Annotated in this window: 20 protein-coding genes; 10 read left to right on the top strand and 10 right to left on the bottom strand. The window is 49.2% G+C overall.

Translation table 11 applies throughout. From position 1 onward, the window contains the following. Positions 1–334: 334 nt before the first annotated feature. The 7 genes from PGH32_RS10985 to metG all read right to left on the bottom strand — a co-directional run bounded on the left by PGH32_RS10985 (position 335) and on the right by metG (position 8,220). Positions 335–1,246, bottom strand: coding sequence for a DMT family transporter (locus PGH32_RS10985; protein ID WP_337894046.1), 912 nt, complete (start codon positions 1,244–1,246; stop codon positions 335–337). A 41-nt stretch (positions 1,247–1,287) separates the two neighbouring features. Further along, a complete protein-coding gene (sanA, locus tag PGH32_RS10980; RefSeq protein WP_314420630.1) occupies positions 1,288–2,004 on the bottom strand; it encodes an outer membrane permeability protein SanA in 717 nt (238 codons plus the stop codon). Between the two features lie 138 nt (positions 2,005–2,142). Beyond that, a complete protein-coding gene (locus tag PGH32_RS10975) occupies positions 2,143–3,840 on the bottom strand; it encodes an NAD-dependent malic enzyme (protein WP_337894045.1) in 1,698 nt (565 codons plus the stop codon). A gap of 133 nt (positions 3,841–3,973) precedes the next feature. Next, positions 3,974–4,858, bottom strand: coding sequence for a cytidine deaminase (cdd, locus tag PGH32_RS10970; RefSeq protein WP_337894043.1), 885 nt, complete (start codon positions 4,856–4,858; stop codon positions 3,974–3,976). A 127-nt stretch (positions 4,859–4,985) separates the two neighbouring features. After that, the gene (locus PGH32_RS10965) at positions 4,986–5,678 is read right to left on the bottom strand and encodes a CidB/LrgB family autolysis modulator (RefSeq protein ID WP_314420622.1); all 693 of its coding nucleotides are present in this window, start codon (positions 5,676–5,678) and stop codon (positions 4,986–4,988) included. Continuing rightward, on the bottom strand, positions 5,671–6,066 hold the full coding sequence (locus PGH32_RS10960; protein WP_314420620.1) for a CidA/LrgA family protein: 396 nt from the start codon (positions 6,064–6,066) through the stop codon (positions 5,671–5,673). The genes PGH32_RS10965 and PGH32_RS10960 overlap by 8 nt, the downstream gene beginning before the upstream one ends. A gap of 120 nt (positions 6,067–6,186) precedes the next feature. Continuing rightward, positions 6,187–8,220, bottom strand: coding sequence for a methionine--tRNA ligase (metG, locus tag PGH32_RS10955; protein ID WP_337894042.1), 2,034 nt, complete (start codon positions 8,218–8,220; stop codon positions 6,187–6,189). A 182-nt stretch (positions 8,221–8,402) separates the two neighbouring features. On the opposite strand from metG, the gene apbC reads away from it, so the two are divergent. Further along, on the top strand, positions 8,403–9,515 hold the full coding sequence (gene apbC, locus PGH32_RS10950; RefSeq protein ID WP_337894041.1) for an iron-sulfur cluster carrier protein ApbC: 1,113 nt from the start codon (positions 8,403–8,405) through the stop codon (positions 9,513–9,515). A 36-nt stretch (positions 9,516–9,551) separates the two neighbouring features. Here apbC and PGH32_RS10945 read toward each other — a convergent pair whose 3' ends face one another. From PGH32_RS10945 to PGH32_RS10935, 3 genes are all read right to left on the bottom strand, one after another. Continuing rightward, positions 9,552–9,800: a hypothetical protein gene (locus PGH32_RS10945; protein ID WP_337894040.1), complete on the bottom strand. Its 249-nt coding sequence runs from the start codon at positions 9,798–9,800 to the stop codon at positions 9,552–9,554. A 36-nt stretch (positions 9,801–9,836) separates the two neighbouring features. Beyond that, positions 9,837–10,454, bottom strand: coding sequence for a trimeric intracellular cation channel family protein (locus tag PGH32_RS10940; protein ID WP_314420614.1), 618 nt, complete (start codon positions 10,452–10,454; stop codon positions 9,837–9,839). Between the two features lie 99 nt (positions 10,455–10,553). Next, positions 10,554–10,976, bottom strand: a complete 423-nt coding sequence (locus PGH32_RS10935; protein WP_314420612.1) for a GNAT family N-acetyltransferase — start codon at positions 10,974–10,976, stop codon at positions 10,554–10,556. Positions 10,977–12,072: 1,096 nt separating this feature from the next. On the opposite strand from PGH32_RS10935, the gene PGH32_RS10930 reads away from it, so the two are divergent. From PGH32_RS10930 to PGH32_RS10890, 9 genes are all read left to right on the top strand, one after another. Further along, a complete protein-coding gene (locus tag PGH32_RS10930) occupies positions 12,073–12,324 on the top strand; it encodes a hypothetical protein (protein ID WP_337894039.1) in 252 nt (83 codons plus the stop codon). A 342-nt stretch (positions 12,325–12,666) separates the two neighbouring features. After that, positions 12,667–13,800: a polysaccharide export protein gene (locus PGH32_RS10925; RefSeq protein ID WP_337894038.1), complete on the top strand. Its 1,134-nt coding sequence runs from the start codon at positions 12,667–12,669 to the stop codon at positions 13,798–13,800. A gap of 1 nt (position 13,801) precedes the next feature. Next, complete coding sequence (locus tag PGH32_RS10920) at positions 13,802–14,236, top strand: arsenate reductase/protein-tyrosine-phosphatase family protein (protein ID WP_337894037.1); 435 nt, start codon at positions 13,802–13,804, stop codon at positions 14,234–14,236. A gap of 17 nt (positions 14,237–14,253) precedes the next feature. Next, positions 14,254–16,410 (top strand): polysaccharide biosynthesis tyrosine autokinase, encoded by a 2,157-nt coding sequence (locus PGH32_RS10915; protein ID WP_337894036.1) that lies wholly within the window; start codon positions 14,254–14,256, stop codon positions 16,408–16,410. Positions 16,411–16,715: 305 nt separating this feature from the next. Next, the gene (locus PGH32_RS10910) at positions 16,716–17,522 is read left to right on the top strand and encodes a glycosyltransferase (protein ID WP_337894035.1); all 807 of its coding nucleotides are present in this window, start codon (positions 16,716–16,718) and stop codon (positions 17,520–17,522) included. A 64-nt stretch (positions 17,523–17,586) separates the two neighbouring features. Beyond that, positions 17,587–18,627, top strand: a complete 1,041-nt coding sequence (locus PGH32_RS10905; RefSeq protein WP_337894034.1) for an EpsG family protein — start codon at positions 17,587–17,589, stop codon at positions 18,625–18,627. A 14-nt stretch (positions 18,628–18,641) separates the two neighbouring features. Next, positions 18,642–19,559, top strand: a complete 918-nt coding sequence (locus PGH32_RS10900; protein ID WP_337894033.1) for a glycosyltransferase family 2 protein — start codon at positions 18,642–18,644, stop codon at positions 19,557–19,559. A gap of 34 nt (positions 19,560–19,593) precedes the next feature. Next, positions 19,594–20,088 carry a serine acetyltransferase gene (locus tag PGH32_RS10895; protein ID WP_337894032.1) on the top strand — a complete coding sequence of 165 codons (495 nt, stop codon included), beginning with the start codon at positions 19,594–19,596 and terminating at the stop codon, positions 20,086–20,088. Between the two features lie 30 nt (positions 20,089–20,118). Continuing rightward, positions 20,119–21,234: a glycosyltransferase gene (locus tag PGH32_RS10890; RefSeq protein WP_337894031.1), complete on the top strand. Its 1,116-nt coding sequence runs from the start codon at positions 20,119–20,121 to the stop codon at positions 21,232–21,234. Positions 21,235–21,350 lie beyond the last annotated feature (116 nt).

The following is a 21,350-nucleotide window of genomic DNA, read 5'->3' as shown; positions in this document are numbered from 1 at the left end:
GACTCGTGGAGTATGTCTTCGTCAGAGGGCATATTTTACATTTCCACCTTGGGTGTAAAATAAACCTCACAGTATTTACCATCGCCACGTAATGATTTAATCCCACATGCTTAGCTATTCCTGTTTTAATGTTCACTTGAATGGATTATATTTTATGTAAGTGAAGTAAATTCGTTACGACTTCGGCTACCAGTTTTTCTTAATGCTTAAAATGGCTTTAAGGCAGCTTGCCTAAAACTAACCTGTTTTTTATATGGGTTTTTTAATGACTGAAGGTTATTTTACTTCTAACGCTAACATATGATTCTGCTCGGATGACCCACTTTATAATAAATCAGGCAGCCGGCACCCTACTCTTGCCAAACCGCTGCGTAACGGCAGAAATCAGCCCCGGCATACACATCCCCGTCAAAATCAGTGCGCCGCCAAGCAGAACGTTCGCCGACAGGCTCTCGTGCAGCAGCCAGACGGCAAACAGCGCGGAAAATACCGGTTCGAGGTTATAGATCAGCACCGCGCGGGTCGGTGAGGTATAGCGCTGGTAGTGGGTCTGCACCCAGAAGGCAATCACCGTAGAGAAAAGAGCCGTGACCAGCAGCGCCACGACCAGCGTGCTGTCCCACGTTTGCGGGAACCACTCACCGCCGGTGGCCTGCTGCATCAGCATAATCACCGCTGCCATGGTGGCGACCTGCAAAAACGTCAGGGCGGTGTTGTCGTGGCGAACGCTGAGCTTATCCAGCGCGAGAATATGCAGCGCCGTAAACACCGAGCCGATAATCACCAGCGAATCGCCCCACTGCAAATGCCAGTCGTGCATATCGGACATCACCAGCAGCCCGGCAACGCCAAACAGCACGGCGATAATCGCCGCCGCGGAGGGGAGCTTACCCGCCAGCGGGCCGGACAACAGCAGTACCCAGACGACCGCCAGCCCGGCAAGAAACCCGGTATTGGATGCCGTTGTGGTTTGCAACCCGAGGATCAGAAACACGAATGCTGCGCCAAGCAGCAGACCCAGAGAAATTCCCGCCAGCCAGGTTCGGCTGCCGATCCCGACCAGGCTTCGGGCACTGAAGGGCAGCATCACCAGCGAGGAGAGCAGAAAACGCAGCCCCAGCACCATCAGCACCGGATGCACGGCAACCGCCTGCTTCATTACCGGGAAACCGATTCCCCATCCGGCGGCAACGCAAATCAGCAGCAGCTCCGCTATCCAGCGCTTCCGCGTGGTGACTTCATTCATGCTAAAACTCCCTTTCCCTGGCTGGTGAATGCGTGATGGGGTTACTTTCCTTTCTGCTGAATTTCCAGCAGCTGCTCCGGGGTGACGGCAGGGTAGCTCTGCGCGTCGTCCGGCACTTCATGGATTGCCGGAATAGGCACCAGCGGCCCGAGGAAGCGCGGCTCGCGCTTCATGATGTACAAATCGGCCAGCGCACCGAGGCGCGCACCCACTTCACGCAGCCGCACGCTGAGCATATTTTTCGGCGAGGGCACCGCGTAGCACTGCGCCTGAATACCCATATGCAGAGCGATAAACAGCGCGCGTTCGCAGTGGAAGCGCTGGGTGATAATAATAAAGTCGTTGGTATCGAACACCTTACGGGTGCGCACGATGGAGTCGAGGGTGCGGAAACCGGCGTAGTCCAGCACGATATCAGACGGCTCCACGCCCGCGGCAATCAGGTCGCGGCGCATGGTCATCGGTTCGTTATAGCTTTGCTGGGCGTTATCGCCGCTCAGCAGCAGATAGTTCACTTTGCCGCTGTTATAGGCGTTCATCGCGCCCTGAATGCGATAGAGGTAGTACTGATTGATCACTCCGGTGCGGTAGTACTTGGCGGTACCAAGCACCACGCCAACCTGACGGTGGGGCAGGGATTTCAGATCGTCATAAATATAGGGGGCCGTTTTCCAGCCGATCCAGCGATCCAGGCCAAGCGCGGTCAATACCATCAGAGCGATGATGATAATCAGACCATATGCCAGGCGTTTCAACATACTGAACGGTGCTCGGGATTGCGAGGAAAAGGTGGTTCAAGGCTACTGTAGGCGGAGGGGGGAAGCAAGCTACGGCGCGCCGTATGGCGGTTTTTCACACAAATAGCCGGGCGTAGTGTGACGCCCGGCAGATTCTTCTTAGATAGAAGTACGGCGATAGTTACGATACTGCGGCAGCCAGAAGTTGGCGGCAATGGCTTTGGAGAGCACGTCTTCCGAGGTGACAACCGCCACACCCGCCAGCTGTGCGGCCTTGCCCACGGCCATCGCAATCACTTTCGACACGCCCTGGATATCCTTCACTTCCGGCAGCACCGGGCCGGTGCCTTCGTTAGCCAGCGGTGAGCACTCGGCCAGCGCACGGCTGGCGGCCATCAGCATGCTGTCGGTCACGCGGGTCGCACCAGAGGCGATCACGCCAAGGCCGATACCCGGGAAGATGTAGGAGTTATTGCACTGGGCAATCGGATAGGTTTTATCCTTCCAGATCGCCGGGGCAAACGGGCTGCCGGTGGCGACCAGCGCCTGGCCGTCGGTCCAGGCCATAATGTCCTGTGGCGTGGCTTCCACGCGGGAAGTCGGGTTAGACAGCGGCATGACGATCGGACGCGGGCAGTGCTTATGCATTTCACGCACGATTTCTTCGCTGAACAGCCCCGGCTGGCCGGAAACGCCGATCATAATGCTTGGGCGCGCGTTGCGGACCACGTCCAGCAGGGAGAGGGAATCGCTGCTGCTGTCCCAGTCCGCCAGGCGTTCGCTTTTCTGCACCAGCTTACTCTGGAAGTTAAGCAGGTTCGGCAGTTTGTCGGTCAGCAGGCCAAAGCGGTCGACCATAAACACGCGGGCGCGCGCTTCGTCTTCACTCAGTCCTTCGGACTTCATCTGGGCAATAATCTGCTCGGCGATACCACAGCCGGCGGAACCGGCACCGAGGAACACCACATTCTGCTCGCTCAGCTTGCTGCCCGCCGCGCGGCTGGCGGCCAGCAGCGTGCCCAGCGTGACGGCGGCGGTGCCCTGAATATCGTCGTTAAAGCAGCAGACTTCGTTGCGATAGCGCTCCAGCAGCGGCATGGCGTTCTTCTGCGCAAAGTCTTCAAACTGCAGCAGCACGTTCGGCCAGCGGCTTTTCACGGCGATAATGAACTCGTTGACGAAATTATCGTACTCTTCGCCGGTGATGCGCGGGTGACGCCAGCCCATATACAGCGGGTCATTGAGCAGCTGTTGGTTGTTGGTGCCGACATCCAGCACCACCGGCAGGGTGTAGGCCGGGCTGATACCGCCGCAGGCGGTGTACAGCGACAGTTTACCGATAGGAATACCCATACCGCCGATGCCCTGATCGCCCAGGCCGAGAATGCGCTCACCGTCGGTCACGACGATCACTTTTACATTCTGCTTGGTGGCGTTCTGCAGCATATCTTCAATGCTGGCGCGGTTCGGGTAGGAGATAAACAGACCGCGTGCGCGGCGATAGATCTCAGAGAAGTGCTCACAGGCAGCGCCCACCGTAGGGGTGTAGATGATTGGCATCATCTCTTCCAGGTGGTTGTCCAGCAGGCGGTAGAACAGCGTTTCGTTGGTGTCCTGGATATTACGCAGATAGACGTGCTTATCGTTATTATTTTTAAAATCCTGGAACTGCCGCCAGGCGCGTTCGGCCTGTTCCTCAATGGTTTCAACCGTTTCCGGCAGCAGACCGTTGAGGTTAAAGTTATTGCGCTCTTCAATCGAGAAGGCGCTGCCTTTGTTCAGCAGGGGGAATTCCAGCAGGATCGGACCGGCGTAAGGGATGTAAAGCGATCGTTTACTTTCGTATTCGAGTTCCATGCAATTCGTACTCTGGTTGCTATCGTGATGATGTGGGGCCAATCCTAAAATAATTCATCTGAAAATACAGCTTTTGTTAACAAGTAATAACAAAAGCTGCGATCTTTCTCGAATTGCTGGCGGATTTTTACGATTAAATCAGAGGAATTGAACTAAAGCGGGTGCAGCCTAGCGCGCTGAGGGTGGCGGCGGTGGCGGACTGCTGGCTGAGCCTCGCCGTGGGTGATTCGGCCAGCACCGCGCGGGAAATGTCGCCGATGGCGTAACCGGCCATATTCAGCAGATTCAGTGCGCCCTGCAGCGGCGGCAGGGTAGGGTTAAAGGCGGCGTTTTCCGCATAGCGCCCGGCAAAGATCGTGCCGTCGGTGGTTTCCAGCGCCACGCCGCTCAAGGCCTGGCTGTAAGGTGCATGACTGCGGTTGGCCGCCGCCAGCGCCGCCTGCTCCAGCGCATCGCCACGGATCGCAATCCCGTGATCGACATCATCCATCAGCAGGGTAGCAATGTTCAGATCGCGCGGGCCAAACGAATCCGGCAGATAGTCGCCGAGCGTGGCCGCTGCCCGGCCCGGCAGTTCAATGGTCAGGGCGGTGCCGCTGTTCAGCTCGTTCATAAACTGACGGCAGTGGCCGCAGGGGGTGTAGTTGACGGTGATCGCGGCAAGGGCGCGCTCGCCCCGGAGCCAGGCATGGGTCACCGCACTCTGCTCGGCATGCACGGTCTGCTGCATGGTGGTGCCGCTGAACTCCATATTGGCACCGAACCACAGCGTGCCGCTGGCACCGCGTGCAATCGCACCCACTTTAAAATCGGACAGCGCGGCCTGCGCGCAGGCCGCCGCCAGCGGCAGCAGGGCAAAGGCCAGCTCGCTGTCGCCGTAGCCGTACTGCTGCTTCAGCCTGGCGGCCTCATCGGCGCTGATACGGGCAGAAAAATCCGCAGAGGAAATAACCGGCCGCAGGGCATGCTGTAACGGCTCGGGAAGCGTGGCGAAGGCTGCCTGGAATCTTGGATGCATTTTAGGCCTCTTTATACTGGATGCGGGCTCATGTTAACGAGCCGGCAGCCAGTTATATGTGATCTGCATCTCTGTGTCAGTGTAATAAATGAAATTGATAAACAAAATGCGAGATCTCTCGCAAGTTTTACCCCAGCCAGTGCAGCAGAACGGGAAAAATAAACGGTGCCAGCAGCGAGGTGATAATCGCGCAGAGTACCAGCGCCAGCGAACTGAACGCCCCTTCCTGAGCATCCATCTCTACCGCCCGGGCGGTGCCGATGGCGTGTGAGGCATTGCCGATGGCCAGCCCGCGCGCCGAAGCGGCGCGCACCCGCAGCAGATTCAGCAGCATATGACCAAATACCGCGCCCAGCACCCCGGCCATCAGCACGCAGATCGCGCTGATTGCCGGTATGCCGCCCAGCGAGCCGGAAACCGCCATCGCAATCGGCGTGGTGACCGATTTCGGCAGCAGGGTGGCGGCGATTTCAGGGGTGGCACCCAGCCACAGGGCAATCGCGGTCCCGGAGATCATCGCGGTGACACTGCCGATAAAGCAGACGCTGATAATCGACTTCCAGCGGGCGCGGATCTGATGCATCTGTTCATACAGCGGCAGGGCAAGGGCCACCACGGCGGGCTGCAGCAGACTGTTTAAGATCGCGCTGCCCTGAAAATAGCGGGTGTAGGGGATCTGCAAGAGCAGCAGCAGCGGAATAATCACCGCCATGGCGATCAGCAGAGGATTCACAATGGAAATTTTAACCCGCGCGGCCAGCTGACGCGCCGCCAGAAAGACCACGACCGTCAGCGGCACGGACCACCACATATCACTCATCGCGTTCTCCCTGAGGTGCCAGCGGCTGGCGATGCATGCGCTGCGACAGCACGCCGACGGTCACCAGCACAATCAGCGTGCTGACCAGGCAGGAAACCACAATCGGGCCAAACTGTGCAGTGAGGATGTCCATGTCGTTCATCACGCCGACGCTGATCGGCACGAACAGCAGCGCCATATAGCGGATAAACAGGCTGCAGCCGGGTCTGACCCATTCTACCGGAAGGATCTGCGAAGCCAGCAGGGCGAAAAGCACCAGCATGCCAATAATACTGCCGGGAATGGTCACGGGAAGCAGGCCGGAAATGCCGATACCCACATACAGGCAGAGGTAAATAATGAAAAAGGCGCGAATGAACTGCCACAGAATCAGCGGGGCGCGGCGCATGATAACCTCCTGAATTTCAGAACGTTAATCATACGATTAATTGAGTTAATGTGCTACCGGGCAGGGCGGGACGAAATAATAAAGGGGCGAACGGTCGCCCGTTCGCCCCTTCAGGCGGGTTTACTTCACCTGCTGACCGGGCTGTGCGCCGCTGTCCGGGCTGAGCAGGAAGATATCCTTGCCGCCGGGGCCTGCGGCCATCACCATCCCTTCGGAAACGCCAAAGCGCATTTTACGCGGCGCGAGGTTAGCAACCATCACCGTCAGGCGACCGACCAGCACCGCCGGGTCCGGGTAGGCTGAGCGGATGCCGGAGAACACCTGGCGGGTTTCACCGCCGAGATCCAGCGACAGGCGCAGCAGCTTGTCGGAACCGTCTACGAACTCCGCGTTCTGGATCAGCGCAATACGCATATCCACTTTGGCGAAGTCGTCAAAGGTAATGGTGTCCTGAATCGGGTCATCGGCCAATGGGCCGGTTACCGCCGGTTTCGCCGCAGCGGCGGCTTCCTCTTTCGAGGCTTCAATCAGGCCGTTAACCTTATCCATCTCAACGCGGTTATACAGCGCCTTGAAGGCCGCGATGTTGTGGTTCAGCAGCGGCTGATGAATGCCTTCCCAGCTCAGTTCCTGATTGAGGAAGGCTTCCACGCGTTCGCTCAGCTGCGGCAGCACCGGCTTCAGCCAGGTCATCAGCACGCGGAACAGGTTAATCCCCATTGAGCAGATAGCCTGCAGATCGGCATCGCGCCCTTCCTGCTTCGCCACCACCCACGGAGCCTGCTCGTCCACATAGCGGTTCGCCACGTCGGCCAGCGCCATAATCTCGCGGACCGCACGGCCAAACTCGCGGCTGGCCCAGGCTTCGCCAATGCTTTCAGACGCATCGGTAAAGGTTTTGTACAGCTCAGGATCCGCCAGCTCGGCAGACAGCTGGCCGCCGAAACGCTTGTTGATGAAACCGGCGTTGCGCGAAGCCAGGTTCACCACCTTATTCACGATATCCGCATTCACGCGCTGCACGTAATCTTCCAGATTCAGGTCGATATCGTCGATGCGGGAAGAGAGTTTTGCCGCATAGTAGTAGCGCAGGCTGTCGGAATCCAGGTGCTGCAGCCAGGTGCTGGCCTTAATAAAGGTACCGCGCGACTTGGACATCTTCGCACCGTTCACCGTCACATAGCCGTGAACGAACAGGTTGGTCGGCTTACGGAAGTTGCTGCCTTCCAGCATTGCCGGCCAGAACAGGCTGTGGAAGTAGACGATATCTTTACCGATAAAGTGGTACAGATCCGCATCGGAGTCGGTCTTCCAGAAAGCATCGAAGTCGATATCGCCGCGCTTGTCGCACAGGTTCTTGAATGCGCCCATATAGCCGATAGGCGCATCCAGCCAGACGTAGAAATACTTGCCCGGCGCATTCGGGATCTCGAAGCCGAAGTACGGCGCATCGCGGGAGATATCCCACTGCTGCAGACCGGACTCGAACCACTCCTGCATTTTGTTCGCCACCTGCTCCTGCAGCGCCCCGGAACGGGTCCATGCCTGCAGCATGGCGCTGAACTCCGGCAGATCGAAGAAGAAGTGCTCGGAATCACGCAGCACCGGCGTCGCGCCGGAAACCACCGACTTCGGATCGATAAGCTCGGTCGGGCTGTAGGTGGCACTGCACACTTCGCAGTTATCGCCATACTGATCCGGGGCCTTACATTTCGGGCAGGTGCCTTTCACGAAGCGGTCCGGCAGGAACATGCCTTTTTCCGGATCGTAAAGCTGGGAAATCGTCCGGTTCTTGATAAAACCGTTCTCTTTCAGACGGGTGTAGATCAGCTCGGACAGCTCGCGGTTCTCTTCGCTGTGCGTGGAGTGATAGTTGTCGTAGCTGATATCGAAACCGGCAAAGTCGGTCTGATGCTCCTGACTCATTTCGGCAATCATCTGCTCCGGCGCAATGCCCAGCTGCTGAGCTTTCAGCATAATCGGCGTACCGTGCGCGTCATCAGCGCAGATGAAGTAAACCTGGTTGCCGCGCATTCGCTGGTAACGGACCCAAATATCTGCCTGGATATGCTCGAGCATGTGTCCGAGATGAATGGAACCGTTGGCGTACGGCAGGGCGCACGTTACCATAATTTTTTTCGCGACTTGAGTCATAGTGAGACTTGCTTTACCTGTTGAAAAAGGGGTTTAGATGGTAACCGAAAGCCACTCCCTGCGTAAACAAGGGGTTCATCCAGAGGGGGATTTTTCCGGGCGGGTTCACCGGGGCAGAACGGGATCTGATATGCTTAATGCAACAACGCATTGTTTATCACAGATAAGAACAAGGAGCCGGGATGACGTCACAAGAGAAGGGAGGGCACTCCCCTGAAGCGCTGCGCGCTATCGTCATGGGGGTGCTGGCCACCTTTGAGCATCCAACGCTGCAGCACAATCTTACCGCGCTCAAGGCGCTTCGCCACTGCGCGTTAATCGATAACGCCCTGCACATTGAACTCATCATGCCCTTTGCCTGGCAGAGCGCCTTTGAAACGCTGAAATCCACCGTTAGCGCCGAACTGCTGAGGCTGAGCGGGGCAGAGGCTATCCGCTGGCGGCTGTCGCTGGACGTTGCCACCCTGCAGCGGGTGAAAAACCGCCCGGGTGTGAACGGCGTTAAGAACATTATTGCCGTCAGCTCCGGTAAGGGCGGCGTCGGGAAATCCACCACGGCGGTCAACCTGGCGCTGGCGCTGGCCGCCGAAGGCGCGAAAGTGGGCCTGCTGGATGCCGATATCTACGGCCCCTCGATCCCGGATATGCTGGGTACCGAAGCGCAACGCCCCAGCTCGCCCGACGGTAAGCATATGGCACCAATTATCGCTCACGGCCTGGCCACCAACTCGATCGGCTATCTGGTGACCGACGATAACGCCATGGTGTGGCGCGGCCCGATGGCCAGCAAGGCGCTGATGCAGCTGCTGAATGAGACGCTATGGCCGGATCTGGATTACCTGGTGCTGGATATGCCGCCGGGTACCGGGGACATTCAGCTGACGCTGGCGCAGAACGTGCCGGTGACCGGCGCGGTGGTGGTGACGACCCCGCAGGACATTGCGCTGATTGATGCCCGTAAGGGGATCGTGATGTTCGAAAAGGTCAACGTGCCGGTGCTGGGCATCGTTGAGAATATGAGTATTCATATCTGCAGCCAGTGTGGCCATCACGAACCCATCTTTGGCACCGGCGGGGCAGCGCGCCTGGCGGAGCAGTATCATATCCAGCTGCTCGGCCAGCTGCCGCTGCACATCAGCCTGCGGGAAGATCTGGACGACGGTGAACCGACGGTGGTCCGCCGGCCGGAAAGCGAATTCACCGCATTGTATCGCCAGCTGGCGGGCGGCGTGGCGGCACGGCTTTACTGGCAGGGTGAAGTGATCCCGGAAGACATCGCCTTCCGCGCACTGTAAGGCGCGCAGCGTTAACGGGCGGTATCAAACCGCCCGCTACGTCAGGCGCACGTGCCGCTGCGGGAAGCCGTCCGACATCGAGTAGTCAAAGTCGATTTTTCCGGCGTCAAACAGCTCCATGATCAGCGTGAAATCGTTGTCGGGTGACACGTTGCAACGATGATTGAGCAGGGTATCCTGCATGATGAAGTTCCGATCGCCCCGGGCGATGCGTCGCAGATACTGCAACATGTCACCCGCGCTTTTACTCACGCCGGCCTGTTCGTGTAGGGGTCTGCTGGTCATCGTTTGCTCTGGTGGGTCATCAATACGAAAGCGGTATTATAGTCCGTTATGCCTGATGGACGGCAAGCCGATTTTATATTTCAACGCCAGCAGGCGCAGCAGCGTGCAGATAATAATCGCCGCCCAGGCGCTGTAGACCTGCGGAATGTACCCCGCTGAACCGCTGATTTCTATTGCTGCGCCGATTAACGCCGCGCTGGCGTAAATATCCTGACTGAATATGGAAGGCGGCCTGCCGGTCATCAGGTCACGCAGGCATCCTCCGCCGACCGCGCTGACGCAGCCGAGCAGTATCGACAGCTCGACATTTTGCGTGTGTTGCCAGGTTTTATTGGCGCCAAAAGCGGCAAAAAATCCCAGGCCCAGCGCATCAAAAAACAGCGTCGCGCGTTCGAATGAGAGGATGAGTCGTTGAAAAAACGCCACGCAGATCACTGCCGCCACGATCGCCAGCAGATAGCTGAGGCTGACCAGACCGGCCGGCGGTAACGCGCCGATGCAGATATCGCGCATTACGCCACCTCCAACGGCGGTGACGGCCGTCAGTACGAACACACCAAACAGATCAAAATCCTCTTTGACCCCGGCAGTCGCCCCGCTCAGTGCGAAAGCAAACGTCCCGACCAGATCGACGGTGTGGAAAATGTTGAGCATGCCACAAATCCTTTGTCTGCATTGAAAGCCACGATTGAGCGGTAAAATGATGCGTGGAACGCCGCACCGCTTCCGTATCATAACCTGCGGAATTTGCCTCTAAAGCACAAAGTGCATCAAAAGATACTCGCCCTGTTCACTCTCTCCCTGCGCCACGGTTCGCCAGCCGTGCTTCTTATAGAAGCTTTGCGCCTGCAGGTTTTCAGCCAGACACTTGAGCGCGCCGGTGGAGGTAAATGACCGCTGGACAGCCTGGAGAAGGGCGCTTCCGGCACCGCTACCCTGCCAGTCGGGGTCAACAAACAGACTGTGCAGAAAGTTATCCTGCTCCAGCACGGCGGCGAAGCCCACACGATGACCATCCTGCTCCGCGACAAGGATGTGCTCACCCAGGGTGGCCTGGTCAAAATCCTCTAAACGCCAGTCGCTGTCGTCCAGCCACGTCCAGCTGTGCCGGCGCGATGCTAAAAACAGCGTGCGCAGGAAAGGGCGGTCGGCTTCGGTGTAGGGGCGGATAATCATGGTTACAGACTCCAGAGATGAGAACGCCAGACGGCAACCGGCAGAGTGTATAGCAAAATACGGGAAGAATACGCTGCCAAATCAACGCTTATCGGTGTGAGTCACACTAACCTGATGTTGATGCTGCGATTTTAGTTTCGGGCAGGATGGTGTGGTGGTGTTTTGAAGGTAATTCGGTACTTTTATCTATTGCGAATCGCATTTCAGGTGGATTAACGTATCTGAATGGGACGCATGAGGGGTTTTGAATTTAAATATCACGGCGATGCAGATAAATATCATGAAAATTAGCCGTTGCTGATTAATTTATATGCGGCCGCGTGCCGTTTTGATGGCATACTGGCTAATGAGAAAATTCCTATTATTTCCGGTGCTAATAATCCGTTCCAAATGGGTAAATATAACGGCACTATTTAAATGTCATAAAAAACAACAACTTGAAAATATGCCCGATGAATTTATTCGGATTTATACCATAAATTTCAAGCGTATCAGAGACGTCTGGAAAACGGTCGGACAGGGATATAACACTCCCAATTGACAGATATTTACCTTAGAATAATTCCCATTCACTAGTACATCCCAATCAGCCTGGAGCGCGTTCAGAGCAATGTTCCGATCGTGGCCTAACCGGGCACTGACTGTGGTTAATGATTATCGCCGAGTAGCACAGTGCACTGGTAGCTGTTGAGCCAGGGGCGGTAGCCTGTCTAAACGGGGGCTGATTTTTAATCAAACCGGCCGCTTGTTTTTACAGCGCTACAGCAAAATTAATCATAGTGTCATCTAATTTTCGTATACCTGAAAATTTATAGTTGATAACCAAAAAATAAGCAAAATAATTCAGATTTATTCCTGTTAATTAAACTTGCAGTATTTGATTTTTAGCATGTTGGAATGAGCGAGTGCCCCTTTACTAAGCGGTTCCAGCTCGTATCGTTATGCATCCTGTTGATAATAAACTGTTTTTGATAAAAATTTTTCCGTGCCATTTTTACACCTCAAAAAACGGGATAAAACCAGACACTATTTATGGTTAAGCCCCGGGCGTTTTAACCTACATAACATTAATTAAACTCCTCGAATGAACCCGGGAATGAACCTTACCCCGGCCGCAAAAAAACATAGCACGCGTAATATTTACGGACTGCCTGACGGACTTTCAGAGTTATCGCTCTTGCAGCCCGGAATCAAAGATATTTTTTATCGAAAATTTGTGGTTATAAGTGGCCTCATTACCAGGCCTCAAGTAGTATTGTCGTATCTAAAAACAGCACGTTTTGGTACTTCTGCAGAGCGTGGATTTATCGGCAACAGCAGCATGCTTTTCGGCATTGCGCAGAGTTAACGCGGCATCCTGGGGATGCGCAGGGGAAATCTAAGCCTATGAGAGCAACAGCAGCACCGTCTGTTCCACCTTCAGCAAGCAGAACTCTACCCCGAGCGGCACACCTCTTGCTTCACTGCTCCTGCAGTAGCGATATGACACCAGGATGGGCGCAACAAATCACGGTAACTTTTCATAACGTTTTGGCTATGGTTGGTAAAGAGACCCGATAGAGCATTCACCTTTTAAGCTCAGGCTATTTATTGCTGCTAACGGCAGCAGATAAAAATGACGACTGTTAGTAATTGCACCCTAAAACGGACACTGACAGATAACTCTCTTATTCATTGATGATATGAACTTATGACGAAGAAATATTTGAAACTTTCGGTGGTTGCAGCAGCAATTGGGTTATTAAGTGGTTGTACCGTGATACCAGGGCAGGGACTGAGCACCTCCGATAAGGATGTGATTCAGTCCCAGGATAGCGACTTTGACGTGAGCAAAATGGTTAACGTTTTCCCGATGACGCCGGGTCTGATTGACCAGCTGCGCCCGGAAGCGGTGATCTCCCGTCCGAATCCACAGTTAGACTCTTTACTAAGCAACTATGAGTACCGCATCGGCGTGGGCGACGTGCTGATGGTGACCGTATGGGATCACCCTGAGCTGACCACGCCGGCAGGCCAGTACCGCAGCGCCAGCGACACCGGCAACTGGGTTAACGCCGACGGCACCATTTTCTATCCTTATATTGGTAAAGTGCAGGTTGCCGGCAAAACCCTGGCGCAGATTCGCCAGGAAATCAGCAACCGCCTGACCACCTATATTGAAAGCCCGCAGGTTGACGTGAGCATTGCGGCGTTCCGCTCGCAGAAAGCCTACGTGACCGGTGAAGTTGCCAAATCAGGGCAGCAGGCGATTACCAATATCCCGTTAACGGTGATGGATGCAATCAATGCCGCGGGTGGCCTGGCCCCGGATGCCGACTGGCGCAACGTGGTGCTGACGCACAACGGTCAGGAATCAAAACTTTCCCTGTATGCGTTGATGCAGAAGGGCGACCTGACCCAAAACAAACTGCTGTTCCCCGGCGATATTCTTTACGTACCGCGCAACGACGATCTGAAAGTGTTTGTAATGGGCGAAGTGGGCAAACAGTCGACCCTCAAAATGGACCGCAGCGGTATGACGTTGGCCGAGGCATTGGGTAACTCAGAAGGTATGTCTCAAAGCATGAGTGATGCGCAGGGCATCTTCGTTGTACGCCAGCTGAAGGGTGATAAAAACGGTAAGATTGCCAATATCTACCAACTGAATGCCAAAGATGCCTCGGCCATGGTTCTGGGGACTGAGTTCCAGCTGCAGCCTTACGATATCGTATACGTGACAACCGCACCGCTCGTTCGCTGGAACCGCGTGATTTCCCAGCTGGTGCCGACTATCAATGGCGTACATGATATGACTGAAAACGTTCGTTATATTCGGAACTGGTAAAATGTTTGATTCCATCCTTGTCGTATGTACAGGCAATATCTGCCGTTCCCCCATAGCTGAACGAATGCTGCGGCGAGCATTACCTGGGAAAAAAATTGACTCTGCTGGTGTCGGAGCGCTCGAAGGACATGCTGCTGATGACTCAGCAGTTGAAGTAGCTGAAAAGCATCAACTATCGCTAGATAATCATCAGGGAAAGCAATTTACCGGTTCGCTGGGCCGGAAATATGATCTTATTCTGGTAATGGAAAAGCACCATATAGAACAGGTTACAACTATTGCTCCCGAAGCCCGTGGAAAAACTATGCTGATCGGTCACTGGCTGGAAGGGGTTGCAATCCCTGACCCATATCGAAAAAGTATGGAATCCTTTGAATATGTATATCGGTTGCTTGACCAGGCGTGTAATAGCTGGGTGCGTAAACTGGGTGGTTAACTTTAGGGAATTAATGTATGTCTTCCGTATTATCAAATAAACCGGCTAACCCGGATACTGACGAAATCGATATTGGCCGATTAGTTGGTGAACTGCTTGATCACCGTAAGTTGATCATTACTGTAACTGCCGTTTTCACATCTTTAGCCATACTGTACGTATTATTCGCGACCCCTATTTATCAAGCTGATGCTTTAGTTCAGATTGAGCAGAAGCAAGGAAATGCGTTGCTCAATGATCTTACCCAGATGTTGCCTAATAGCCATCCGGAATCGTCTCCTGAAATTGCATTGTTGCAATCGCGAATGATTCTTGGGAAAACTGTTGACGATCTCAATCTACAAGCTGAAGTAGAACAAAATTATTTTCCTGTGTTTGGTCGTGGCTGGGCTCGTCTGACTGGTGAAGTGGCGGGTAAGGTTGCGATTGAGCGTCTATACGTAGGCAAACAGGATGGTAAAACTCCGGAACTTACCCTGACAGTTAATGGTAATAACCACTATACAATTAGCGGTGGAAATTATCAGCTGGAAGGGACGGTAGGCGTGCTTTTGGAGGCGAAAGGACTTTCACTGTTAGTCAGTAAGTTAGACGCTGAACCAGGAACATCTTTTACTGTTAACTATCTGACAAGACTGAATGCAATTAATGCATTACAGCAAAATTTCAGTGCGGCAGACTTGGGTAAAGATACGGGCATGCTGAGTTTAATACTCTATGGGGATAATCCCGATTTAGTGCAAACAATGCTTCGGAGTATTTCAGATAATTACCTGGCACAAAATATTGCACGACAGGCAGCGCAAGATACGAAAAGTCTGGATTTCCTGCAAAAGCAGTTGCCACAAGTTCGTTCTGAGCTGGATAGTGCTGAAGACAAACTCAATGCTTATCGAAAGGAAAAAGACTCAGTAGATTTAAATCTTGAAGCAAGATCGACGTTGGATCAGATCGTAAATGTCGATAATCAGCTAAATCAGCTGACTTTCCGTGAGGCAGAAATATCTCAGCTTTATACCAAATCCCATCCAACATACAAAGCTTTGATGGAGAAGCGGGAGACACTGAAGGAAGAGAAGGATAAGTTGGGTAAACAGGTATCTGCAATGCCCGCTACTCAACAAGAAGTGCTGCGTTTAAGTCGTGATGTAGAATCCGGGCGTGCCGTATTCATGCAACTTCTTAATCGTCAACAGGAACTAAATATCGCAAAAAATAGTGCCATTGGTAATGTGCGAATTGTTGATGAAGCAATAACAGCTCCAAAGCCAGTTAAGCCAAATAAAAAAATCTTGGTGCTAGTTGGTATGGTTTTAGGTTTGTTCGCTTCGGTAGTATTAGTATTATTGCGGATTTTCCTGCGGCGCGGTATCGAATCTCCGCTGCAACTTGAAGAACTGGGCATCAATGTATATGCCAGTGTGCCGGTTTCAGAATGGATAGCACGAAGTGCATCCAAGAAAGGAAAAAGTAAGTCTGGTCAGTTGAACTTCCTTGCGGTCGACAACCCTACTGACCTGGCGATTGAGGCTATACGGAGTTTACGTACTACGCTGCACTTTGCGATGATGGAAGCAGAAAATAACGTTCTCATGATCTCTGGCGCAAGCCCTAACGCAGGTAAAACCTTCATTACTTCGAACCTTGCGGCGGTGCTCTCTCAAGGCGGACAACGGGTATTGTTCATTGATGGTGACATGCGTAAAGGTTATGCCCATCAGCTTTTCAAGCATACTGTACAACATGGATTGTCGGATATCCTGTCTGGAAAATCATCTGTAGAACAGGCAATAAAGAAAGTGCCAGCAGCTGGATTTGATTTTATCTCACGTGGTGAAATTCCTCCAAATCCTGCTGAACTTCTTATGCATTCGCGCTTTGAAGAGTTATTGAAATGGTGTAGCCAGCATTACGATCTTGTACTTGTTGACACCCCTCCTATTTTGGCGGTGACAGACGCTGCAATTATAGGGCGTTACGCTGGAACCACAATGCTTGTTGCTCGCTTTGAGCAAAACACAGCTAAAGAAATTGATGTTAGTGTTAAGCGTTTTGAACAAAGTGGAGTAACTACTAAGGGCTGTATTCTTAACGGTGTAGTCAAGAAGGCCAGCAGCTATTATAGCTATGGTTATAGCGAGTATCGCTATAGTTATAAAGAAGATAAAGAATGATTCTATAAAACCCGGGTGGCGCCGGGTTTTAATTGTTTCGTTGGCAGAGATTTAATAATAATTAAGAAAATCTATTTTTAAATTTCATGGGCTAAATCCCAAGAAATAAGAAATGGTATTCAGTCTGGCTTTTGTTATTTTAAGCGGATGAAAGAATAGGTTTCGCTAATCGAATATGTGCGTTGTGTTTGGAGAGTTCCTCTGAAATCCAATGTCTACGGTTGGTTAACTGTAGAAATTAAAAAGGCGGTACGTTTAAATCTACACACATGTCTTTTATTTATATGGAAAGAATAAGATTAAACATGAATAAATATGCGATTCTCTTGCCGAGTTATAATTCAAAACTAGAAGAAGTTATCAATACCTTTGAAGAACTACCAAAAGACGCAACCATATGTGTGGTTGACGATGGGAGTGCCATGCCATTTCAGGTGGTTGCGAAAGATATCATAAAAAACTTTAGCAATATTGAAATTATAAGATTTGAAAAAAACCGAGGGATCGAAGCTGCGTTGAATGCAGGCCTTAACTTTTTACTTGATAAAGTAGACTTCATAGCTCGACTGGATGTTGGTGATTCTTGCCGAATCGAGAGGTTTGAACAACAGGTTAATTTTCTTGAAAAAAATCCAGATTATTCTATTGTTGGTTGTTGGGCTAATTTTGTAGATGAGAACAAAAAGTTCCTTTTCGAAAAACAAATGCCGGTAGAGCATGAGTCAATTATAAAAAGAATGTATATTAATAATATGTTTGTCCATCCATCGGTGATGATGAGATCGGAAAGCATTAGAAAAGTAGGAAATTACACTGATAATTATTCTGCTTGCGAAGATTACGATCTGTTCTTCCGGCTGTTGAAAGTAGGTAAAGGGAAAAATTTACCTTTTGCATGGATTGATTACGAAGTTAACTTTAAAAGCATCTCATCGTTAAAACGCAGAAATCAAGTGGTTAACCGACTTAAGATAATATCTAAGAATTTTAACTTTGTGTCTTATGGGTTTTACCCATATTACGGTATTGCTAGAAATATTATGTTTCTCTTTATCAGCAGAAACATGACTACGTTTATACAAAAAATTAAAAGCGATTTTTCCAAATCTTAGTTATAACCTCAGGATAAAGATTCTTCAGGTGATAGTTAGGTGGTCTAATGAGGTGTAACTAAACATGTATCTTTACTACATAGTTTTATTTGTTGTGACTGGGTGGGTATATTTAATAGGTAAGACTCTAAATCGCAAGGCGCTATGGACAACACTAGCTATCCTGGCAATACTACCTACTATAAGAAATTTCACTATTGGTACTGATACTCCAGTATATACTGCTTCATTCAGAATTAATCTAAACCCCGATAGTTTCGTGTTTAATCCCTTTGTTGAAAAGGGATTTCAACTATTACAGTATATTTCATTAAATATATCGAGTGAGTACTCGGTTTTTTTCTTCTTGAGCGCAGTGTTGGTGCTTTTCTTCAATCTTAAAGCGATTAAAGAGCTGTCAGAAAATTATACGTTATCAATATTTTGTTTTATCTGTTTTGGTTTTTACACATTTTTCTTCAGTGGAGTCAGGCAGGGAATAGCAATGGCAATCTGTATGTATGCACATACATATATTGTCAGAGATAAAAAGTTAGCAGCATCTTTGTTAATTATTTTGGCGACTTTCTTTCATGTGTCAGCATTTATAATGTTCCTTGCCTTAATTTCCCGATTTGTGAAGCTAAGAGTGGAGATAAAAGCGTTAGCTTGTTTCGTCGCGTCAGTTGTTGGTAGCCGTGTTCTCATTCAATACATGGCGGAATCGAATGATCGATATCAATCCTACACAGACACCGTTACTAATGCGGGTGGCTACTTAACGTTGGTTCTTTTTGGTGCGGTTGGTTTTATTTTTTATATATTTGGTTCAAAGTTTAGAAAAACGAATAGTGTATATAAATATCTTGAAGAGTTTTATATTTGTGGATTAGCATTATTGATCCCAATTGCTTTGCTAGGAACGGACCCTTCAGGACCACAGCGAGTTCTATTTTATTTCTCATGGTCACTTGTAATATTAATTCCTTTACTATTGAAAAGGTTCAATAATATATTTATAAAAGCGACCTTTGCTATAGTGTCTTTAGCTTATTTTTATGTAATTACTGTAAGGTTCTATGATCTATATCCTTTCGTAATAAATCCCAAATTTGTGTTTATGTGATACAGAGGCTTATAATGAGCATTTCAGTAGTTATACCATATTATAATAATTCCGGAGATGTTGATCGCTGTTTAAAGAGCATTCTTTCTCAAACTGTCCAGCCGGATGAGGTGTTTTTGATTGACGACTGCTCTGATGATTCTGCTTATGTAGAAAAATTGTTGGTACAATACATCAACTCATTGAATATAATCTATGTACGTAATAGTAAAAATATGAATGGTGCATATTCACGTAATTATGGAATGAGTAGTGCCACATCAGATTATATTGCCCTGCTAGATGCCGATGACTTTTGGACAGAAAATCATTTAGAACTATCCTTGTCTACCTTATTGTCAAATAGTGCTGATTTCACATATTCAAATGTTACCATCAAGAAAGAAGATTTATTAAAAAAAGTAAAAGTTGATGATGTAAATGAGCTAATTAACCCAAAAGACATTATTCTGCTTTCCCCCCCACAAACGGGATCTTTTTTCTTCAAAAAGAGCTTAGTTACGTCAGTGCTCTTTGATGAAAAACTTCGCAGACATCAAGATTATCAATTCCTGCTGGATGTTATTTTGCATGGCTGTAAAGTAGTCTATAACGATGTTTACACCTCATTTTACTGCGTATCAAAAAATCAATTAACGCGAAAATTAGATTTTGCATCTATTTTTTCTTTCTGGAATAAATATAAAGATAATTTCTCAGTAAGGCCGCTACAAGAGTATCTAATTAAAATGCTTTGTCTTAATATGAGAACCAGGAATGAATATAATATCGCTATTTATATTGATCAATACCCCGTTTTAGAGGTGGTTAAGGGAACATCTTTCTATAAATTATATAGTGTAATTGGTGATAAAAATTTCATATCTAGAACAGTACTGTTTTTATATTCTAAGGTTCGCTATGATCTCAAGAAAAAAATAAATAGAAAATAAAGGCTCCTTTGCGAATTGATTTTAAGGAACAAGAATGAATCTGTTTAAAGTATTGAAGGAAGTAAAAAATAATCAAGGTATAAAGTCTAAAGTAGTAGTGCTAATTTTTAGATTATCAAGCTACTATGCAAGCACAAATTTAATTGTTAAGCTGATAGGTTTTCCTTTTTTTGTTATTAACAAAATATTCAACGAATTTCTTTTTTGTGTTGAAATTCCATATAAAACCAAGATCGAACCAGGGTTAAAAATATACCATCCACATGCAATAGTCATTAATGAAAATGTAACAATAGGACATAATTGTGTATTGCGACAGGGGGTTACAATAGGCAATGTTTTACTTAAAACAGGTGAGGAATCAGCTTCTCCTATTATAGGTGATAATGTTGAATTTGGAGCTAATGTAATAGCCATAGGAAATATTGTAATAGGGAATGCTTCTCGCCTGGGGGCTGGCTCAGTAATTACGAAGAACATTACTGAAGGAAAAACAGTCATCGGTTTCGGGTTTCGAGAGCTAGACTGACTCAATTATTTTACTATAAGGTTCATTTTCATGAAAGTATTGCATGTTGCCGAAACAATTAAAGGCGGAGTTGGCACGGTTATAGATGAGTTAGTAGAATACCAATCAAATCATGCTGATGAATTTAGCGTGGCTTGTTTGGTACCTGAACAACATGTAGATGGCTTGTTTGTAAAAACGAGGGAAAGCATCTTTACATTTGACAGGAAAAAAAGAGGGTTTAAATCCATCAGTAATTTATTTTCGAAAATGAAACTCATCATAAAACAAGAAAAACCTGATGTTATTCATTTTCATAGTACATTCGCAGCATTTATTGGGCGACTGTATATTCTTATAAGCGGAAAAAGAAAAAAAATTCATACGGTGTATTCACCTCACGCCTTTGCATTTCTAATGAAAAGCAGTAGGCTAAAAAGAATGGTTTATACTGTTATCGAGTATTTGTTTTCATTTATAACCGACAAAATTATATGTGTCAGTAATTATGAATATGATGAAGCGGTTAAAATTGGAATTAAGCCATCAAAGTTGACAGTTGTTCATAATGGCGTTAAGCCAACCACGCCAGAATCATTTAAAATTATCGATATTAATGAGAGAGTGAATTTTCTTTTTGTGGGTAGATTTGATTACCAGAAAGGTATTGATGTTTTATTAAAGGCAATTCAATCTCTTAGTGAAGAAGAGAAAAGAAAGTACTTTTTCAACTTTGTAGGTGATGTTGTAAACGGAGAGTCCGATAACAATCTGATCTCTCCAGAAATTAGTAGTTGCGTAACTATGCATGGTTGGCTGGCTAAAGAAAAAATATTTGAACAGTACAACCGCGCAGATTGCATTATCGTACCGAGCAGATGGGAAGGGTTTGCAATGGTACCATTAGAAGCGATGGCGCATGGAACTCCTGTTATGCTAAGTGATATTCCTCCGTTTCGCGAGTTGATTGAAGGAAAAAACAATGGTGTCATGTTTAGCTCTGATGACCCACAATCTTTACTAGCTGCTATCAGGTCCCTTGACTCGAAAACGTTAACCAATTTTCGTACTAAGGCGTTCGAAATATTGTTAGATAATTACACTGAAGATAAAATGAATGTGAAGACGGTTGCAATCTATAAAAGCTTTAGGCGTCCATTTTATTAATAACGTTATGTTTAATTAACCATCTTCAAAAGATGCCGTAAATTTAGTGGTCTATTGTTGATGTGAGTGAATGCTTAAACTTAATAGTTATATTCTTCAGGTGAAGCAAATATTTG

The organism is Erwinia sp. SLM-02 (genome assembly GCF_037450285.1).
Lineage (GTDB): Bacteria > Pseudomonadota > Gammaproteobacteria > Enterobacterales > Enterobacteriaceae > Erwinia.
The sequence above is the reverse complement of the archived record's forward strand: the minus strand, read 5'-3'. Positions and strand labels throughout refer to the sequence as shown.

Coding starts and splice junctions, on each gene's coding strand:
- PGH32_RS10940 (WP_314420614.1), bottom strand. CDS start 10,454: ATGCTCAACATTTTCCACACCGTCGATCTGGTCGGGACGTTTGCTTTC.
- PGH32_RS10930 (WP_337894039.1), top strand. CDS start 12,073: ATGAACCTTACCCCGGCCGCAAAAAAACATAGCACGCGTAATATTTAC.
- PGH32_RS10890 (WP_337894031.1), top strand. CDS start 20,119: ATGAAAGTATTGCATGTTGCCGAAACAATTAAAGGCGGAGTTGGCACG.
- PGH32_RS10925 (WP_337894038.1), top strand. CDS start 12,667: ATGACGAAGAAATATTTGAAACTTTCGGTGGTTGCAGCAGCAATTGGG.
- PGH32_RS10915 (WP_337894036.1), top strand. CDS start 14,254: ATGTCTTCCGTATTATCAAATAAACCGGCTAACCCGGATACTGACGAA.
- PGH32_RS10960 (WP_314420620.1), bottom strand. CDS start 6,066: ATGCGCCGCGCCCCGCTGATTCTGTGGCAGTTCATTCGCGCCTTTTTC.
- PGH32_RS10895 (WP_337894032.1), top strand. CDS start 19,594: ATGAATCTGTTTAAAGTATTGAAGGAAGTAAAAAATAATCAAGGTATA.
- sanA (WP_314420630.1), bottom strand. CDS start 2,004: ATGTTGAAACGCCTGGCATATGGTCTGATTATCATCATCGCTCTGATG.
- PGH32_RS10965 (WP_314420622.1), bottom strand. CDS start 5,678: ATGAGTGATATGTGGTGGTCCGTGCCGCTGACGGTCGTGGTCTTTCTG.
- metG (WP_337894042.1), bottom strand. CDS start 8,220: ATGACTCAAGTCGCGAAAAAAATTATGGTAACGTGCGCCCTGCCGTAC.
- PGH32_RS10900 (WP_337894033.1), top strand. CDS start 18,642: ATGAGCATTTCAGTAGTTATACCATATTATAATAATTCCGGAGATGTT.
- PGH32_RS10975 (WP_337894045.1), bottom strand. CDS start 3,840: ATGGAACTCGAATACGAAAGTAAACGATCGCTTTACATCCCTTACGCC.
- PGH32_RS10910 (WP_337894035.1), top strand. CDS start 16,716: ATGAATAAATATGCGATTCTCTTGCCGAGTTATAATTCAAAACTAGAA.
- PGH32_RS10905 (WP_337894034.1), top strand. CDS start 17,587: ATGTATCTTTACTACATAGTTTTATTTGTTGTGACTGGGTGGGTATAT.
- PGH32_RS10935 (WP_314420612.1), bottom strand. CDS start 10,976: ATGATTATCCGCCCCTACACCGAAGCCGACCGCCCTTTCCTGCGCACG.
- PGH32_RS10945 (WP_337894040.1), bottom strand. CDS start 9,800: ATGACCAGCAGACCCCTACACGAACAGGCCGGCGTGAGTAAAAGCGCG.
- PGH32_RS10920 (WP_337894037.1), top strand. CDS start 13,802: ATGTTTGATTCCATCCTTGTCGTATGTACAGGCAATATCTGCCGTTCC.
- cdd (WP_337894043.1), bottom strand. CDS start 4,858: ATGCATCCAAGATTCCAGGCAGCCTTCGCCACGCTTCCCGAGCCGTTA.
- PGH32_RS10985 (WP_337894046.1), bottom strand. CDS start 1,246: ATGAATGAAGTCACCACGCGGAAGCGCTGGATAGCGGAGCTGCTGCTG.
- apbC (WP_337894041.1), top strand. CDS start 8,403: ATGACGTCACAAGAGAAGGGAGGGCACTCCCCTGAAGCGCTGCGCGCT.